The 17302-nt window shown below is 66.4% G+C and carries 22 protein-coding genes and 1 tRNA gene; 15 read left to right on the forward strand and 8 right to left on the reverse strand.

Annotated features, from left to right (window positions below):
• Positions 1–23: 23 nt before the first annotated feature.
• On the reverse strand, positions 24–1223 hold the full coding sequence (locus tag D3869_RS16890; protein ID WP_137141123.1) for a deoxyguanosinetriphosphate triphosphohydrolase: 1200 nt from the start codon (positions 1221–1223) through the stop codon (positions 24–26).
• Between the two features lie 192 nt (positions 1224–1415).
• Between D3869_RS16890 and erpA the strand changes: the two genes are divergently transcribed.
• The 13 genes from erpA (at position 1416) to D3869_RS16950 (ending at position 9721) form a co-directional block, all read left to right on the forward strand.
• Entirely contained in the window at positions 1416–1784 is a 369-nt protein-coding gene (gene erpA / locus D3869_RS16895) for an iron-sulfur cluster insertion protein ErpA (RefSeq protein ID WP_040134010.1), read from the forward strand.
• Between the two features lie 45 nt (positions 1785–1829).
• On the forward strand, positions 1830–2615 hold the full coding sequence (locus tag D3869_RS16900; protein ID WP_137141124.1) for an exodeoxyribonuclease III: 786 nt from the start codon (positions 1830–1832) through the stop codon (positions 2613–2615).
• Positions 2616–2688: 73 nt separating this feature from the next.
• Complete coding sequence (locus D3869_RS16905; RefSeq protein WP_137141125.1) at positions 2689–3261, forward strand: hypothetical protein; 573 nt, start codon at positions 2689–2691, stop codon at positions 3259–3261.
• Between the two features lie 205 nt (positions 3262–3466).
• Positions 3467–3556 (forward strand) — tRNA-Ser (locus D3869_RS16910).
• 254 nt (positions 3557–3810) lie between these two features.
• Positions 3811–5064, forward strand: coding sequence for a tyrosine-type recombinase/integrase (locus D3869_RS16915; protein WP_247895893.1), 1254 nt, complete (start codon positions 3811–3813; stop codon positions 5062–5064).
• Positions 5065–5208: 144 nt separating this feature from the next.
• Entirely contained in the window at positions 5209–5889 is a 681-nt protein-coding gene (locus D3869_RS16920) for a hypothetical protein (protein ID WP_137141127.1), read from the forward strand.
• A gap of 129 nt (positions 5890–6018) precedes the next feature.
• Positions 6019–6282, forward strand: coding sequence for a helix-turn-helix domain-containing protein (locus tag D3869_RS16925; protein WP_247895894.1), 264 nt, complete (start codon positions 6019–6021; stop codon positions 6280–6282).
• A gap of 2 nt (positions 6283–6284) precedes the next feature.
• Positions 6285–6413 carry a hypothetical protein gene (locus D3869_RS34475; protein ID WP_282190178.1) on the forward strand — a complete coding sequence of 43 codons (129 nt, stop codon included), beginning with the start codon at positions 6285–6287 and terminating at the stop codon, positions 6411–6413.
• On the forward strand, positions 6406–6825 hold the full coding sequence (locus D3869_RS16930) for a hypothetical protein (RefSeq protein WP_137141128.1): 420 nt from the start codon (positions 6406–6408) through the stop codon (positions 6823–6825). Before D3869_RS34475 ends, D3869_RS16930 begins: the two co-directional genes overlap by 8 nt.
• Positions 6822–7166, forward strand: a complete 345-nt coding sequence (locus tag D3869_RS16935; protein ID WP_137141129.1) for a helix-turn-helix domain-containing protein — start codon at positions 6822–6824, stop codon at positions 7164–7166. The genes D3869_RS16930 and D3869_RS16935 overlap by 4 nt, the downstream gene beginning before the upstream one ends.
• Before the next feature lie 104 nt (positions 7167–7270).
• Positions 7271–7675, forward strand: a complete 405-nt coding sequence (locus tag D3869_RS16940; RefSeq protein ID WP_137141130.1) for a hypothetical protein — start codon at positions 7271–7273, stop codon at positions 7673–7675.
• Positions 7676–7677: 2 nt separating this feature from the next.
• Positions 7678–9501 carry an AAA family ATPase gene (locus D3869_RS16945; RefSeq protein WP_247895943.1) on the forward strand — a complete coding sequence of 608 codons (1824 nt, stop codon included), beginning with the start codon at positions 7678–7680 and terminating at the stop codon, positions 9499–9501.
• Positions 9467–9721 (forward strand): hypothetical protein, encoded by a 255-nt coding sequence (locus tag D3869_RS16950; RefSeq protein WP_175426514.1) that lies wholly within the window; start codon positions 9467–9469, stop codon positions 9719–9721. The genes D3869_RS16945 and D3869_RS16950 overlap by 35 nt, the downstream gene beginning before the upstream one ends.
• A 14-nt stretch (positions 9722–9735) precedes the next feature.
• Here the strand turns inward: D3869_RS16950 and D3869_RS16955 are convergent, their stop codons facing one another.
• The 7 genes from D3869_RS16955 to D3869_RS16985 form a co-directional block, all read right to left on the reverse strand.
• Positions 9736–9993: a helix-turn-helix domain-containing protein gene (locus D3869_RS16955; protein ID WP_247895895.1), complete on the reverse strand. Its 258-nt coding sequence runs from the start codon at positions 9991–9993 to the stop codon at positions 9736–9738.
• Complete coding sequence (locus D3869_RS16960; protein ID WP_137141133.1) at positions 9990–10484, reverse strand: hypothetical protein; 495 nt, start codon at positions 10482–10484, stop codon at positions 9990–9992. The genes D3869_RS16955 and D3869_RS16960 overlap by 4 nt, the downstream gene beginning before the upstream one ends.
• A gap of 596 nt (positions 10485–11080) precedes the next feature.
• Positions 11081–12157: an IS5 family transposase gene (locus tag D3869_RS16965; protein ID WP_137141134.1), complete on the reverse strand. Its 1077-nt coding sequence runs from the start codon at positions 12155–12157 to the stop codon at positions 11081–11083.
• A gap of 190 nt (positions 12158–12347) precedes the next feature.
• The gene (tnpC, locus tag D3869_RS16970) at positions 12348–13955 is read right to left on the reverse strand and encodes an IS66 family transposase (RefSeq protein WP_137138614.1); all 1608 of its coding nucleotides are present in this window, start codon (positions 13953–13955) and stop codon (positions 12348–12350) included.
• A gap of 79 nt (positions 13956–14034) precedes the next feature.
• Positions 14035–14382, reverse strand: a complete 348-nt coding sequence (gene tnpB / locus D3869_RS16975) for an IS66 family insertion sequence element accessory protein TnpB (RefSeq protein WP_137138615.1) — start codon at positions 14380–14382, stop codon at positions 14035–14037.
• A complete protein-coding gene (tnpA, locus tag D3869_RS16980; protein WP_137141135.1) occupies positions 14379–14789 on the reverse strand; it encodes an IS66-like element accessory protein TnpA in 411 nt (136 codons plus the stop codon). Before tnpA ends, tnpB begins: the two co-directional genes overlap by 4 nt.
• Positions 14790–14851: 62 nt before the next feature.
• Positions 14852–15175: a hypothetical protein gene (locus tag D3869_RS16985; RefSeq protein ID WP_137141136.1), complete on the reverse strand. Its 324-nt coding sequence runs from the start codon at positions 15173–15175 to the stop codon at positions 14852–14854.
• 198 nt (positions 15176–15373) lie between these two features.
• Here D3869_RS16985 and D3869_RS34480 point away from each other — a divergent pair, with 198 nt between their 5' ends.
• Both D3869_RS34480 and D3869_RS16990 read left to right on the forward strand, forming a co-directional pair.
• A complete protein-coding gene (locus D3869_RS34480; protein ID WP_282190179.1) occupies positions 15374–15505 on the forward strand; it encodes a hypothetical protein in 132 nt (43 codons plus the stop codon).
• A 482-nt stretch (positions 15506–15987) separates the two neighbouring features.
• Positions 15988–17298: a hypothetical protein gene (locus tag D3869_RS16990; protein ID WP_137141137.1), complete on the forward strand. Its 1311-nt coding sequence runs from the start codon at positions 15988–15990 to the stop codon at positions 17296–17298.
• The last annotated feature ends 4 nt before the right edge of the window (positions 17299–17302 follow it).

Raw genomic sequence — 17302 nt, forward strand, 5'->3', positions numbered from 1 at the left:
CTGGGCCGTTCAGGTCTGGCCGTTCAGGTCTTGGCGTCCATGTCGAACAGGCGGGCGTATTCGGCGAGCGCGTAGCGGTCGGTCATCCCGGCGATGTAGTCGGCGACCAACCGCGCCAGCACCGTCCGGTCCGCCTGCCCGCCCTGCTTCACGACATCCTCCTGCCATTGCGTCGGCAGGGTGTTCGGTTCGGCCATGAACAGGTCGAACAGGGCGGTGACCACCCGCTTGCACTTGCTCATCTCCCGGTTCACCCGGTAATGGCGGTACATGCGCTGTTTCAGGAAGGCGCGCAAGGGCCGCTGCGCCTCGACCATCGCCGGGGAGAAGCTGACCACCGCTTCCGGCAGGGCGCGCAGTTCGGCGGCGCTGCCCGGACGGTGGCGGTCCAGCCGCTCCCGCGTCTCGGCCAGCAGGTCGACGATCATGTTGTTGATCATCCGCCGGATCGTCTCGTGGATCAGGCGGGACCGCTCCAGCCCCGGATAGCGGTCGCAGACCTGTCGCACCACCGGGCCGACCAGCGGCAGCTCCGCCACCTCGTCCACCGTGAACAGGCCGGCGCGCAGCCCGTCGTCGATGTCGTGGTTGTTGTATGCGATGTCGTCGGCCAGCGCCGCCACCTGCGCCTCGGCGCCCGGGTTGGTGTGAAGCTCCAGGTCCCAGCGCTCCTGGAAGGCGGCCAGCGTCGTCGGCAGCGTTTCACCGTCACGGAGAGGCAGCAGCGGGCCGTTGTGCTTGACCACGCCCTCCAGCGCTTCCCAGGTCAGGTTCAGCCCGTCGAAATCGGCGTAGCGCCGCTCCAGCATCGTCAGGATGCGCAGCGTCTGGTCGTTGTGGGCGAAGCCGCCGTAGGGCGCCATGCAGGCGTTCAGCGCGTCCTCGCCGGCGTGGCCGAAGGGGGTGTGGCCGAGATCGTGGGCGAGCGCCACCGCCTCCGCCAGATCCTCGTTCAGCCCGAGCGCACGGCTGATCGAACGGGCGATCTGCGCCACCTCCAGGCTGTGGGTCAGGCGCGTGCGGAAATAGTCGCCCTCGTGATACACGAAGACCTGCGTCTTGTATTTCAGCTTGCGGAAGCCGCCGGAATGCACGATGCGGTCGCGGTCGCGCTGGAAGCACGAGCGCGTCGGGCTTTCCGGCTCCGGGAACAGCCGGCCGCGCGCGTGTGCGGGGTCGCAGCCATAGGGCGCCGGGCGATCCTGGGAGAAGTCCGCCGTCATGGCGCGGACACTACCGACGCAAACCGCGCTGTGCAACGGCGAAGGCGGAGACCCGCCGAGACATCCGGCAGCCGCCTCCAGGCAAACCGCAGGTCAGGCATGAGATCGCCGGACATGCCTTTGACGAAAGGCGGACACACCCTTACATTCGTCATCGTGTCGTCTGTCCCGCGAAACTCCGAGGTCCGTCCCATGCCCGACACCGCCCTTCCCGCCACCGCGCAAGAGGGTGCGCGCGTTCTGACCGTGTCCGACAGCGCCGCCAAGCGCGTCGCCTTCCTGATCGAGCACGAGGGCGACCCGGCCCTGATGCTGCGCCTGACCGTGTCGGGCGGCGGCTGCTCCGGCTTTCAGTACGGCTTCGCCTTCGACGCCACGGCGAACGAGGACGACCATGTCTTCGAGAAGAACGGCGTGAAGGTCGTCACCGACGACGTCTCGCTGGACCTGCTCGCCGGCTCCACCCTCGACTATGTCGAGGACCTGATGGGGGCCGCCTTCCAGATCAAGAATCCGAACGCCACGGCCTCCTGCGGCTGCGGCAACTCCTTCGCCGCTTGACGGTTCCTTTTTCCCCCGGCCTTTGCCGAACAAGAAGAACACGACGTGAAGATCGCCACCTGGAACGTCAATTCGGCGAAGGCCCGCCTTCCGCTGATCACCGACTGGCTGCGCGCGGAGTCCCCGGACGTCGCGCTTCTCCAGGAGATCAAGTGCGAGACCGCGGCCTTTCCCCGCGCCGCCTTCGAGGAGTTGGGCTATCACGTCACGCCGGTGGGGCAGAAATCCTACAACGGCGTGGCGTTCCTCTCCAAGGCGCCGCACGAGGACGTGCTGACCCGCCTGCCCGGCGAGCCGGAGGACGAGCAGGCCCGCTATGTCGAGGCCACGGTGGCCGGCGTGCGCATCGCCTCGCTCTATCTGCCCAACGGCAATCCGCTCGGGACGGAGAAATTCGCCTACAAGCTCCGCTGGATGGACCGGCTGCACGCCCACGCCCGCGGCCTGCTGGCGCAGGAGATCCCCTTCGTTCTGGGCGGCGACTACAACATCATTCCGGAGCCGCGCGACGTCTTCGACCCGGTGGCCTTCGCCGGCGACGCCCTGTTCCAGCCCGAATCGCGGGCGAAGTTCCGTGCCCTGTTGAATCTGGGCCTGACCGAAGCCTACCGCGCCCTTCACGACGACGACCACGCCTACACCTTCTGGGATTATCAGGCGGGCTGCTGGCCGCGCGACCTGGGGTTGCGCATCGATCACTTCCTGCTGTCCCCGCAAGCCGCCGACCGTCTGGTGGAGTGCCGCATCGACCGCCGCCCGCGCGGTGCGGAAAAGGCGTCCGACCACACGCCCGTCCTTCTCCACCTGCGCGACGGATCAGACATTTCTTAAATTTTTTCACGCATCCTCAAGGCCGACTCGGAAACCGAGCAAGCGTCCATCCGCGGGGAGAGGCGGCAAAACGATGGTCTGGGGACAGGACAGCGGGCGCAGAGCGATCGAAGAGTTGCTGACGGCCATCGAGCAGCAGGCCGGTGAGGCGGTCGCCCTGGGAGAGCGCGCGCAGCGGGACATCGAGGAGGACCGTTTCTCCTCCTTCCTCGGCTTCCGCCGGAAGGTGGAGGAGGTGCGCGCCCTCGTCGCCTTGACGGAAGAGCGCCTGACGACCGTCAACACGGCCAAGCTGGCCGACCTGCGCACGGAGTTCGAGCGGATCGACCTGTTGCTGACCGGCCTGCTGGCCCGCGCCACACGGAACTACTTCGAACGGATGCGGGACGATCAGGCGCTTCCCATCGGCGCGCGCGACCTGTTCGAACCGGAGTTGAAGATCATCGAGGAGATGCGCAGCAAGCTGGACCGCCCGCATTACGCGGGCCGCGTGTCGGCCACGGTGATCGAGGATCTGGAAGCGACCGGCGCCATGATCCGCAAGGTCATCAGCCGTGCCTCCAGCCTACCCGATTTTTCCGACGCCCCGACGCCGCCGAAACCGACGAAGCGGCTCTCGAACCTGGGCCGCCCGATCCGCATGTGAGCCGTCCGCCTCGAAGCAACGTATTTCCGCCGCGACGGGCATCAAAAGCGAGTTGACCGACGACGTATGACACGGCATGTTCCCCCCGCTTCCGACCGCGACCAAGCGGTGCGCCGGCAACCGACGTCGGTTATTGGGGGAGTAAGGGGACAAGGGTAAACTTGATCCCCAGGCGTTCAAGGGTAAGCCCTTGAAAACGCTGATTGGATGGGTGGCCGAGCGGTTTAAGGCTCCAGTCTTGAAAACTGGCGTGGGGGCAACCCCACCGTGGGTTCGAATCCCACCCCATCCGCCATCCGGCTTTCCACAGCCGTCCACGGCGATCCATAAAAGCCTTGAAAGATAAGGCTTTTGCATCTCCCCCTTATCCATATGCGTCCACCGCCAACCACCGCAATCCGCTGTAGGATGGTGGGTAATGTGGTGGGTGCACGATAGGCAGGGTGCCGGACCAGGGCCGAAGCCGGGCTTCTACCCACCAAAACCCTACCCACCAAAAAGCCACCGCACCCACCAACCACAGCGTAACTCGTTGTTATGGAGGGGAAATTGCCGAAGACGGCTGCCGGGCTCACGGCCCGCAAGGTCGCGACGGTTAAGGTGCCGGGCATGTTTGCCGATGGCAACGGTCTGTACCTCCAGGTGACCGCGACCGGCGCGAAAACGTGGATTTTCCGCTACGGCTTCGCCGGCCGGCGGCGCGAGATGGGGCTGGGCTCCGCCAAGACGGTGACGCTCGCCAAGGCTCGCGACGAGGCGCAGAAGAAGCGGGGACTGCTTGCTGAGGGAATCGATCCATTAGAGGCGAAGGCCCAACAGGAGGCCAAGCAACGTCTCGCCGCCGTCCGGTTGACCAGCTTCCGCGAGTGCGCTGAAGCTTACATCAAGGCGAATCGACCTGGATGGTCCAACGACAAGCACGCGGCCCAATGGGAAAGCACATTAGCAGCCTATGCCTATCCAGTGCTGGGTGACCTTCCTGTTGCCGAGATCGACACCACGCTCGTGCTGAAGGTGCTGGAAGCGATCTGGACCACCAAGACCGAAACCGCCAGCCGCGTGCGCGGCCGGATCGAAGCGGTTCTCGACTATGCCAAGGTCCGGGGCCATCGAACCGGCGAGAACCCGGCCCGCTGGAAAGGGCACCTTGACCTGATTTTGCCCGCCAAGGCGGCGGTGGCACGAGTAGAGCACCATCCTGCCCTCCCTTATCCTGAGATGCCGGCTTTCTGGCCGAAGCTCCAGGCTCAGGACGGCATGGGAGCCCGTGCGCTTGAGTTCTGCATCCTGACGGCCGCACGCTCTTCCGAGGTGCTGGGCGCGCGCTGGGGCGAAATCGACATTAAAGCAAAAGTCTGGACCATCCCAGCCAATCGCATGAAGGCCGGTTCTGAACACCGCGTCCCTCTGAGCACGCCCGCCATCGCCCTGCTGCGCAAAATGGCCGCGATTCGCACCGGCACCAGCCCAAACGATCTGGTGTTCCCTGGCCAGCGCGACGCGCGCCCGCTGTCCAACATGGCAATGGCGATGGTGTTGCGGCGCATGACGCTTGATGCCACGCCACATGGCTTCCGCTCGACCTTCCGCACTTGGGTAGCGGAGCAGACCCGCTTTCCTGATGCCGTTGCCGAGGCCGCGCTCGCCCACACCATCGACGACAAGGTGGTTGCCGCCTACCAGCGGGGCACAATGCTGGAGAAGCGACGCGAGTTGATGGAAGCGTGGGCGCACTTCTGCACCGTCGTGGACGCCAAGACGGCACTGCTGGACCGCCGCAGCACGAAACGCAGCGCGCGCTGACCCTCACCACAACAGCACCATTGTGCCTTAGCTGTAACAACACTCACCACAGGCGCGGCTAGGATTGGCCGTTGAACGCCGGGTCCCTGCCCCGGCCCGCCGCGCCGCTTCACCCAGCAGGAACGCCCGCAGGGGGGCATACCCATGGAAACCACGCCCGAAAACGGGACAGATCATACCGGTACCGTCAGCCCGTATTCCGCCGATGAAATCGCGGAGATCATCAAGGCACTGAACGTGTGTCCCGACGATCCAGCAGCCCATTCCACGGTTCACAGGGTCGAAGAGGCTGCCCGGTTGTTCAACGGGTTCAGCGGAAGGGGAAATGGGCCTGATCTGAACAGGCCACCAGGGCTGCGAAAAGCAACATCGGAGATAGCTGATGTTGAGATGCGGCTGACAAATATTGCCTTTCAGTTGGATGAATTGCGAAGTTTCGTTTTTGGCCTTCATCCCGACGTGCGTCGTCATGTTGATGACCGCCGCATTTTCAAATTGGCAGAGGAAATACACTCTGCTCTTGGGAATATAAAACCGCCACAGGAACACCGCACCAGACCAACTTCAGAAGCGGAGTTGGCTTTCATTGATCGTATCGCGAGTATCTGGGAGGAGGTAACCGGCAAGGACGCACGAGCCGGACGCAACCCAGGAAACGGAAAACTTGGGCCATTCGCCCGCTTTGTTTTCTCAGCTCTTGCGCCAGTGAAAAAAGATCAGATGTGGGCGAAGAGCTCGACAGATAAGAAACCCCTCACGCCAGGGGCCGTATATCAACTAATACGTGAATGGCGAGGTGGAAGTACGGCTCTTCCCCACAGATAATTCCTGATGGGCGGCTAATCTTCCAACGCAAGGCCGATTGTCCACGTCGAGATTAGACGCCCTCCCTGATAGCCCCTCAGCCGCCCACGATGATCCGCAGCAAGTCCACTCTTGTTGCGGAGTTTTCGCGTGAAGCCCATCTCCAGCCTCGACCCCCGTGACATTCTCCCCAGTGCGCTCTATGCGGCGGCGCCTTCCCTCACCGAGCCCGTCGCCATGACCGTGCCGCACGCCGTCCAGTTCTCTGGAATTGGGCGTTCGAGGCTTTACGAACTGATGAACGCGGGCCAGATTGAAGCCGTTAAAGCCGGCAACCGCACGCTGGTCCTCACGGCTTCGATCCGAGCCTATCTCGCCGACTTGCCCGCCGCCTTCCCGAAGCGGGAGGGTTAGGGATGCGCCGCCTGCCCTACTTTATCCGCCGCCGGGTGAAGGCGGTGGTGGTGTGGCTCGGCATGAGGGGCCTGATCCCGTTGAGGGTGGGCGACTGGCTCATCCAGCGCGGGGGGCTCAGCGATGCGTGAGCCCATGCACCCCAACTCGTTGGGGCTGATCGCGCCGAAGCTGGCGAGGCTGTTGCCCGTCCTGGGGTCCGACAAGCCGGGCGAGGTGGTCAACGCCGCCGCCGCAATCAGCCGCACGCTGGCCGCCGCTGGCACCGACTGGCACGACCTTACCGCCCTGCTCACAGCAGCACCTGCCCCGCCGCAGGGCATTACCCCACACCAGGGGGCCACACCCCAGTCGCGTCCGGGGTCTGTCACCTCGTGGGGTGCCGCCCACCGGCTGTTGGAGAATCCCGCCCTGCTGAACGATTGGGAGCACGGTTTCGTCTCATCCGTCCTGAGCCAGATGGTGGCCGGCAAGCGGCTTTCCGGGAAACAAGCCACCACCCTCATGCGGATTTACCGCCAGCGCCATAGAGGTGGGCGATGAGCCTCGACGCCTCGAAGCTGGTCTGGCGGCACTCTCAGGCGACCGGTAGCGCCCGCGTGGTTCTGCTGGCGCTGGCCGACCATGCCAACGAAGCCTTCGAAGCATGGCCGTCCCAGGCCACGCTTGCCGGTATGGCGAAGGTGACCGACCGTCAGGTGCGCAAGGCGCTGCGCCGGTTGGTGGAGTTGGGGGAAATCACCCCCATCAGAACCGGGCCACGCGGGGTGACCGTCTACCGCATCACCTGCGGAGCCCCTGAAGCTGGCACCCCACCCCGGCGGGAGCTCCGACCCCGGAACTCCAGTTCCACCCGGAACCCCAGTTCCACCCTGGAACTCTAGCTCCGCCCACCCTGGAACTCCAGTTCCGGTCACCCCGGAACCCCAGTTCCGACGAACCATCAAGAACCACCAATGAACCATCATACAGGGAGCGTGGGCCTAGGGTGGGGGCTGCCAACGGCAACAGCACCAGCGCTTCGCCTCTCGGTCAGGCCCACCCGTCCGCTGCGTCTGGCAGCCAACCCCATCGGGCCGGGGCAGCCTCCCGGAAGAAGGTCGGGCCGGCGGGGACCGACGCGGCCTTTGCCGAGTTCAAGGACCGCTACCCGAGCCGGGCACCCCACGCCAATCCGGTCAAGCCGGCACGTGAGGCTTTCGCCGCCGCGGTCAAGCGCGGAGCCGATCCAGAAGCGATCATCCGTGGCGCCGAGAACTACGCCATGGCCGTGGACCAGCAGGGGACGGACCCCCGCTACGTCGCGCAGGCCAAAACGTGGCTGCATCAAGAGCGCTGGACCGAATACCAGCGCCGGCCCGATCCGGTCCGGCGGGACGATGGGCTGTGCTGACCATGACCCTTGCTGAACGCCTTCTCGAACACGGCATCCGCCTCCCCTCCTACGGCCAGGGCGGGCACAAGATTGTCTGCCCGCAGTGCAGCCACACCCGCCGCCACAAGGCCGACCCCTACCTGTCCGTGACGGTGGACGACGATAGCGGCGCCGTCTGGAACTGCCACCATTGCGGCTGGACCGGCAACGTGGGCGCCCAGGATCATGACGCCCCTGTCCCGAGCCCCCGGCCCCGCAAGCCGAAGCCGGTCAAGCCGGCCTTCACGCCCGGTACCTTGCCGGAGGGAATGGTGGAGTGGTTCGCCAACCGCGGCATCAGCCGCGCCACCCTGGAAGCCGCGGGCGTCACCCGCGTCCAGACCTGGATGCCCGGCTGCGCGCCCGGCGCCACGGTCGGCGCCATCGCCTTCCCCTACCGCCGGAACGGCGAGGTGGTCAACGTGAAGTACCGGACCCGTGGCAAGCGGTTCAGGCAGGAAAAGGACGCGGAGAAGGTCTTCTACAACCTCGACGGCATTGCCGGAGCCAGGGAAGCCATCATCGTAGAAGGCGAGATCGACGCCCTGAGCCTGCTCGAAGCCGGGTTCGTCAACGTCCTGTCCGTGCCCGATGGCGCCCCGCAGCGGGTGAGGGAAGGCGACATCGACCCCGAGGACGATGCGAAGTTCGCCTACGTGTGGAACTGCCGCACTGAGCTGGCAGGGGTGGAGAAGATCGTCATCGCCACCGATGCGTACGGGCCGGGCAAGGCGCTGGCCGAGGAACTGGCCCGCCGCTTCGGTCGGGAACGCTGCTTGCGAGTCGAATGGCTGGCCGCCGATGGAAACCCGCGCAAGGACGCCAACGAGGTGCTGGTGAACGATGGTCCCGTCGCCCTGCGGGATGCCATTGCGAGCGCCAAGCCGTGGCCGATCCGCTCCCTTCACGACGCCGACGACTTCCGGGAAGCGGTTCTGAGCCTCTACCGCGACGGGCGGCAGCGGGCGCGCTCCACCGGCTGGACGAGCCTCGACCCCTACATGACCATCCGGGAAGGCGAACTGTCGGTGGTGACCGGTATCCCCAACAGTGGCAAGTCGGAGTTCATCGACGCCCTGATGGTCAACCTCGCGTGCGATCACGGATGGCGGTTCGCCGTGTGCAGCTTCGAGAACCCGCCGGACGAGCATCTGTCCAAGCTGGCCGAGAAGTACACCATGACGCCCTTCTGGGATGGGCCGCGCCCCCGCATGACTGAAGCCGTGCTGGCCCGCACCCTTGATGTGCTGCGGGAGCGCTTCTTCTTCATCCGGGCCGACGATGTGGCCCCGACGCTGGACTGGGTGCTGGAGGCCGCCGCCGCCGCGGTGATGCGCTACGGCATCCGCGGGCTGGTCATCGACCCGTGGAACGAGATTGAGCACCACCGGCCCGCCAACATGACCGAGACGGAATACGTCAGTCATGCCCTCGGCATGATCAAGCGGTTCGCGGCGCGGCATGGCGTGCATGTGTGGCTCGTGGCGCACCCGGCGAAGATGCAGCGGGAGGCAGGGAAGTTCCCGGTGCCCACCCTTTACGACATTTCCGGGTCCGCCAACTTCGCGAACAAGGCCGACCTGGGGGTGGTGGTGTATCGTGTTCCCGAAGCGTACCCGCCCCGCACCGAAATCCACATTCGCAAGTGCCGCTTTAAGTCGGTGGGCCGCCTGGGCATGGTAACGCTGGCCTACGACACGGTGACGGGGCGGTATTCCGACATATCCGAACTCCCCGCCTCCCGTGACGATGCCGGAACGGAACATGGGAGTGGCAGGCGACCCCGCTGGGGCGGCGATGATTGACGGCGGCTTCGGTCCCTTCGTCCGCAATCTCGACCCCGCCGAGCGCGCCGCCCGATCCCGTGCGCTGGCCGCGCTGGTGGCTGTGCTCCACCGTCTGGAACGCGATGCCCAGGCTGCGGACGAGGCGCTGGCCCTGTTCGACGCCCTGCCGGCCCGCCCGCGGCGCCGCGCACTCTCCGCCTACGCCGCTATTCACGCAAACCACCACGCCGCCCGCTGACCCGGCACGGGGCATCAGGGACGGGTGCCGGGCTTGACCCCTTGCACGTTGCCGGTCCGGGGCTCCAGCACCAGACGCGCGTCCAGCGCCTCCACCCAGCAGGCCAGCAGGAAGGCGCCCGGCGCCCTCATCCTGGCTTCGTACTTGCCGACCAAGGCATCCGTGACGCCGATGCGGTGCCCAAGCTCGTCTTGCGTAAGGCCCAACTGCCGGCGCCGCGCGATCAACTGCGGCAGCAGATCGCCCGTCCACAGATCATGGTGCCCCGTCACGGCGACACCCGCCCTTCGAGACGGTGGCCGTGGCTCCCCGCGCCGTCCTGCGGCCCATCATGCAGCACAAAGGGGCCCCGCCCGTCGCCAAGGTCGATGTTGACGATCAGCACGCCATCGGAAGACGGCTGCTCCTTCGGCGGAATGTAGCCGGCCCGGTTCGCCAAGTCCTTGCTGGCCTCCAAGCGCACGTACTCTGATTTCGCCATGTCGCCCAGGAATTCGATGTTGGCGAGCGCCTTGATGCCTCGCTGCTTCATCGCGTCACGTACACGCCGGTCCAGTTCCTCCTGAACGTGCGGCTTCCGCAGCGCCAGCGAAAGGGCTTCCCGGCGCATTTCAGCGCTTTGGGCTGCGTCGGTGATGGTGCGTGCGCCGTGTACCAAGGCGTCGAGTGCAGCGCTCAGTTTGGGCGATATTTTGCGGTGCCGAGGCCGTTTCTGTTCCATGTTCGCTGGACCGGAACCGGGCTTGGCGGGCAGCATGCTCATGCGTTCCTCCGTCAGCTTCGACACCCCGCACCAGATCGGGAGCGGGGGTATTATACCAGGAAACATCCGACATCGGATGGTTTCTATTGGGTGTGCTTCGGGAAAGTTGGAGGACACCGAACCTTTCGCGGGATTTTTACGTGAGCGATCCCTCCCCCGCGGCAGGGCCGCGGTTTTTGCCCCACCCCCCTCCAAGCCGAAGGATAGGGGGGTGACTTCTGCTGGACCAGCACACAGTGCTGATCGGAGCGGCGCGCCTGTCCCGCACCCCATCCCCTGACCGCAGGCCCGAGACGATGCGATGGTGCATTCGCATGCCGGCATCCAACCTGCGGAAGCATGCCTCTGGCAGTCCATTGGGAGTCCATGGAGTCGCCCCAGGCGTTGGCCGCGGCAGTAGCTCCCCGCCCCGCAGGCCGCAACCAACGTACTCCCCGGCGCTGGCCTAGCAGGGTGCGGAAAAACGAACATATTCCGGCCTTTTTCCTCCGCTGAGGCTGAGAATGCGGGTTTCAGCGGGCGATTTGGTCGGGACGGAGCGTTTTTCCTCGCTCCGAGGCTCCCAGAACCGCCGTTCAGGCGGATTGCGGGCGTGATTATGCCGCAGCCAGCAGCTTGGGCAGGCGGATCAGGTTGTAAGCGGTGGCGGTTAGGGTGAACATCCAACCGACACGGGCTGCTCCGCAATGGCGCGTCTTGCGCAAGCCGGCTCCCTTGATCCAGCCAAAGACCTCTTCGATCCGCTTGCGGACCCGCAGGCTGACGGCGTAGCCGGGATGGCGGGTGGTCCGGCCGTCGATCGCCGAGCGGCGGTTGCTGGTATTTCGGGCAACATGCGGAGCCACGCCCAAGTCGCGCATGTCCGCCACGAAATCCTTGGTGTCGTAGGCCTTGTCAGCGCCGACCGTGATGCGGTGGCGGCCGGGGATGGCCTCGATCATGGCCACCGCCGCCGCACGTTCGGCCAGGCCGCTGGCCGCGGTGAGCCGCACGTCCACCACCAGGGCGTGGCGGTTCTCCATCAGCGCGTGGCCCATGAAGGCCAGCTTCGCCGGCTGGCCGTTGCCCTTGCGGTAGAGCCGCGCCTCGGGATCGCTGGTCGAGGCATGCGTCTCGTTGGACCGCTTCTCGCCATGGAAGTCGCGCTCGCCGTTGCGCCCCGGCCCCGGCGGCTCGCCGCTGCCGTCTTTGGGCCGGAAGCTCTTCACCGACGCCCAGGCTTCGATCAGCGTGCCGTCCACCGAGAAATGCTCGTCCGACAGCAGCGCCTTGACCTTCGGCTGACCCAGCACGGTCGCCAGGAACTTGGCCGCCACATCGCCGGCCAGAAGACGCTCGCGGTTCTTGGTGAACACGGTGACGTCCCACACCGGGGCGTCCATGGACAGGCCGACGAACCAGCGGAACAGCAGGTTGTAATCGAGCTGCTCCATCAACTGGCGTTCCGAGCGCACCGAGTAGAAGGCCTGGAGCAGCAGCGCCCGCAGCAGCTTCTCCGGCGGGATCGAGGGGCGCCCGATCTTGGAGTACAGCCCCTCGAACGCCGGCGACATCACCTCCAGCGCCTCGTCCACGATGGCCCGGATCGCTCGCAGCGGGTGGTTGGCTGGAACCCGCGCCTCGCAGCTCACGTAGCTGAACAGACCCTCGCTGCGTTCGTCCGAACCCCGCATCGTCCCCTCGTCGGTCGCGTTCTTCTCAACCGAAAAGAATCACGACCAACCGCCCGTGCACAGCCCTTTTTCCGCACCCTGCTAATGCCCGCCTAACCCTTGTCAATGCAGGAATTCGGCCTGAAGCTTCACGTTACCACGGAAGCGATCCTAACACAGGTGCTTGGTACGCATCCGGTGAGCGCCGCGGTCAGGCTGGCTTCCAGTTCCAGGGCAGCAGTTCGGGCAGGCGGTTTTGCGGGAGGTCTGCGATGCGGGCCAGCACATTGGCCAGCCACGCCTGCGGGTCAACGTCGTTCAGCTTGGCTGTGGTGATCAGGCCGTACATGATGGCGGCCCGGTGGCCGCCGCGATCGGAGCCGCAGAACAGCCACGCCTTTCTGCCCAAGGCAATCCCGCGCAGGCCGCGTTCGGCGGCGTTGTTCGTCAGGCACAGCCGGCCATCGCCGAGGAAGCGGGTGAAGCCGTCCCAACGGGTCAGCATGTAGTCCATCGCCTTGGCCACGGGGGCATGGCGGGAGAGCCGGGCACGCTCCATCCGCATCCAGCCCTCCAGCGCGGCTACCAGGGCGATGCCGTGCTCCTGGCGGGCCGCCCGCCGCTCGGCCGCCGGCTTGCCGTTCAAGGCGCGCTCGAGATCGAAGAGGGCGTCGATGCGCCTCACGGCCTCCAGCGCCAGCGGTGAGATCGGCGGGGCGTCCTTGCCGCGTCTGGTGTTCGCGGCGATGTCGGCCAACTTGAAGAAGCCGCGCCGGGCATGCGCCCAGCACAGCGCGGCATGGATCGGCCCCGGCCGACGGTCGGGCTCGTACAGCCGGTTGTAGCCGGCGAACGCATCGGCCTGCAGCCAGCCGGTGAAGCCGGCCAAGTGCTGTTCGGGATGCTCGCCCTTACGGTCGCGCGAATAGTGAAACAGCGCCGCCGGTGGGGCTTGGCCGGCGAACGGCCGGTCATCGCGCACATACACCCACAGCCGCCCGGTGTCGGTCTTGCCCTTGGCCAGCACGGGCACCGGCGTGTCGTCTCCATGCAGCCGCCCGGCCGCCATCACATGCGCCGCGATCAGGTCGTGCAGCGGCTTCAGCACCGCGGCGGCGGTGCCCACCTGGTCGGCCAGGGTGGACAGGCTGAGCGGCACGCCCTCGCGCGCGAAGCGTTCGGCTTGCCGGTTCAGCGGCTGATGCTGGCCGAACTTCTCGAACAGAACGGTGGCCAGCAGGTTGGGGCCGGCCCAGCCCCGCGGGGTGGCGTGGAACGGCGCCGGCGGCTGGCTGATCGTCTCGCAGGCCCGGCAGGAGAACCGCTCCCGCACTGTCTGGATCACCTTCCACTGGCGCGGGATCACCTCCAGCGTCTCGGTGATCGTCTCGCCCAGCTTGCACAGCTTGTCCGAGCCGCAGCACGGGCAACTCGCCGGGGCCGGCACAACGACGCGCTCACGCGGCAGGTGGTCGGGAAAGGGCTGGCGCGATGGCCGTTTGCGGGTGAAGGCCGTCACCGCGGTGGTTTTGGCGGCGGCCTGCTCGGCCGCCAGTTCGTCCTCGCTGGCCGTTGCTTCCAGCTCTTCGAGCTGGAACTCCAACTGGTCCAGCAGGCGCGCCTTGCGCTCGGAGCGCGTGCCGTAGAGTTCGCGCCGGAGCTTCTCGATTTCCAGCTTCAGGCTGGCGATCAGCGCCTCGGTGTTCGACGCCATCGCCCTGGCCCGGGCCGCTTCGGCTTCCGCCGCGTCCGCCCGTGCCTCGGCCTGCGCCAAGGCGGCGCGCAAGCGGGCGATGTCGTCGGGCAGGGTGGCGGTCATGGAGCCAGTTTACCTGGGATCGCGCCGTCGAACCGCCGCAATCCCCCCTGAACCGGTCCGTCGATTCACCGTGTCGCAGTCACCCCGCGGTCTCGGGGCGCCAAGTCTTCTGCGGATTGCGCCAGTCGATGCCTTCGAGCAGATAGCCCATCTGCCCGACCGAGATCGATACCGCGCCGTCCGCCGGCGTGGGCCAGATGAAACGGCCCCGCTCCAGCCTCTTCATGAACAGGCAACTGCCCTGGCCGTCATGCCAGATGATCTTCACCAGATCGCCGCGGCGTCCGCGGAAGATGAAGAGATGGCCGCTGTGCGGGTCTTGGGCGAAGCGTTCCTGCACCAGCAACGCCAAGCTCGCCCAGCCCTTGCGCATGTCGGTGTGCCCGGTGGCCAGCCAGACCCGCACCCCGCTCGGCACCGGGATCATGCCAGGGCACCGATGACAGCCGCCGCCAAAGCCGGGTCGACCGGCCCTTCCAGACGCAGGCGTGCCCCGCTGGGCAAGATGACCTCGAGGACCGCCGGGCGCGTGGCCGGCGCGGTCGGAAGCGGCAATGGCCCAGGGGGCTCCACGACCGGCGGTTCGGTTAGGGTCGGCTCCGGCGTGATGGTCACCGCGACGAAGCTGGACGGTTCGGCCACGACGGCCCCCGTGGCCTTCATCAGCCCCCGCCAGCGGTACAGCAGGCTTTCGTGCACGCCCAGCCGGTGGGCCGCCTCCGTCACCACCACGCCGGGGCGGAACGCCTCCTCGACCATCCGTACCTTCTCCGCCGGCGTGTAGGTCCGCCGCCGCTCCGTTCCCGTCAGAACCTCGACCCGCTGGTAAGCCATGACGTTTGCAACTCGTTTGCGTCCGCGCGATGACGCGCCACACAAACCTCAGACGCTGACCCCTACTTTGCCAAGGCGGCGCTCACCGGAGGCGTACCCAGGAACAGGGCGTTCACCGCCGCCAGCGTCGGCGGCGGATTGGCGATGGTGAAGGCGCCATGCACGAGGCTCTCGTAGGCGATCTGAAGGTTGTCGGCACTCTCGTGAGCGTGGCGCAGACCGTCGCGGAAGGCGGAGAGAGACGTGGCGAAGCTCCCCTCGTCGGCCTCGTTCCAGTCATGAGCGAGGTCCGGCTGCGTGTTCGGCTCCGGCGCGATCGCGCCTTCGGTTTCCGCAAGGCCAGCCGCGTGATCGCGCTGTTCATTCTGGATGTTCCGGGTGGTCATGAGGGCCTCTGTTGGTGTCGCCGGTGGGCGGGCCCGCTCAGATATTTTCCACCTTCAGCGCCAGGGAAGGCCCCTGGGAATACAAATCGTCACCGTCACGTTCCAGAGCCGCGCCCGCGGCTTCAGCGAAGCGACACGCGGTGGCGCGGGCAGCACGGCTGCGACTTGGCTATGATGTGGCGGGGGGCAGAGCTGTGGATGTGGCTCATCACCATGGCCGGTGAGCATGTCGCCTCCGGCCCGGCGCGGACCATGGAGGGCGCTCAGGATGCCGCGCTGCGCGCGGCCAAGGCGCATGCCGACGACGGTGGATGGGGCCAACTACTCTGATCCCACGCCTCGAGGTTGCGGTGGTATGCGGGCGCCTGCGGCTCGGTGATGTCCGCAGGCGGGCAACATGGCCCCAACAACATCCGCCTAGCCTCGCCTCAGAGCGCACCGCTCACAGTGCCTGGGCGCCTCTACCGACGCGTCATCGCCCGAAGTGGCTAACGGCGCGGAGGCCGTTCCCCAAGCTGTTCGAGCCGAGGCCGTGAACGAAGCACGGCGCGTTCGCGCAGTCCGAGGCCACTTGGAACAGACCGCCCCGGAGCTGCCGATGCCAATCGGGCATTCATGCCGTCTACCACAGGCGCCCGAACCAACGCGTCGTTTTCGTTATGGCGAGAAAAGCTTCTCGCCTGAATCGCTTAGCCTGCAAGCGTTCTCGCCTGAACTGAAACTTTCTCGCCATACTAGCACAGGAATGTACAGCTCGCCTTGAGGGCGTCACCCTGTGCAGCGTCACACCCCGGTTCTGTCTGGAGGCACGCATGGCACTCGCACGCAAGAAGACCAAGGGAAACCTGCTGCTCGACGACTACTGCTTGGCCGGCACCCCGTTCCGGGTCGCCGACATCTACAATCCCGACAGCCCCGGCGTGTACGTCCGTGAGATGTATGGGCCGCAGCTCGCTGAGTTCCACCGCAAGTTCTTCCTGCTGCCGCTAGACCGCGAGCAGCGCCAGACCATCGGCGCGGTGTGGTCGAGCCACACGGGCGACAGCGAAGGCCGCGGTTTTGGCAAGTCGATGCTGATGTGCGAGGAGAGCCGCCTCGTCAACCGCGACTTCGGCGCCGCGCTGCTGGCATCCTTCGACATCGAGGAGGAGGACATCGCGGCGAACCCGTTCATCGCCGGCTACTGCGGGTTCGCGGAGAACATGAACATCAAGACCTTCCCCGCCGCCCTGCTGGAAGGCGTGGTGTTCGCCCTGCGCTGCGACCACGGCGGGCACAACGTCCACCGCGAGCTGCGCCGCCGCGCCGCCGCCCAGCTGGGCGCGGAAGCACCCTACGAGGCCGAGGCGATCAAGAAGGCCCTGGTGCAAGCCCTCTCCGGTTACAAGAACCTGCCCATCCAGCTCACCCAGCGTCAGGTTGCCGGGTTCCTCGACGCGCTCTGCCACGACGACACCGAGGCCTTGGCGGACTACGTGCGGGAGCGGATCGGACCGCGGATCAAAGCGTCATTGGGCTTCCACTTCGTCCATATCTTCAACGCCTTCGCCAAGATCGCCGGCATCGTCCACGTGGTCTTTTTCGTGGACCAGGTGGAGAATTTCGCGAAGTGGGCCCGCCACCAAGGCCGCGACGTACGCATCCTGCGGGAGTCGATGTGCCAGACCTCGCCGACCGCGGACATGGCGTCCTTCGTGTTCCAGATGCACATGAACGCGCAGCGCGAGCTGGAGCCGATCTGGCACGCGGAGCACCTGCCCTCCCTCGACTACGCCGTGGCGCTCAACCAACCCCGCGTCGTTGACCTGAAGGGGCTGTCGACCGCCAACCACGCCCGCCGTCTCACCGCGGACCTGCTGGCCGCCAAGCGTCCGGCCGGGCGGACGCCCCCGACGCCGCTCCACCCCTTCAACGAGGACGTGGTGGAGTTCGTGCGCCGCGGCGTCGATGGCAACCCGCGCAGGTTCCTCGAGACCCTCAACACCATCCTCACGCAGGCGGAGCTGGAGGGGGAGAAGACGATCGACCTTACCTTCGTGCAGCCCTTCATCGACGTGGAAGCCGGCCAGTTCCGCATCACCGAGGACCAGGAGGACGATGATGTCAGCAACCCCGTGCAGTGACCTC

Origin of the sequence: Azospirillum brasilense (assembly GCF_005222205.1) — a bacterium.
GTDB lineage: Bacteria > Pseudomonadota > Alphaproteobacteria > Azospirillales > Azospirillaceae > Azospirillum > Azospirillum brasilense_G.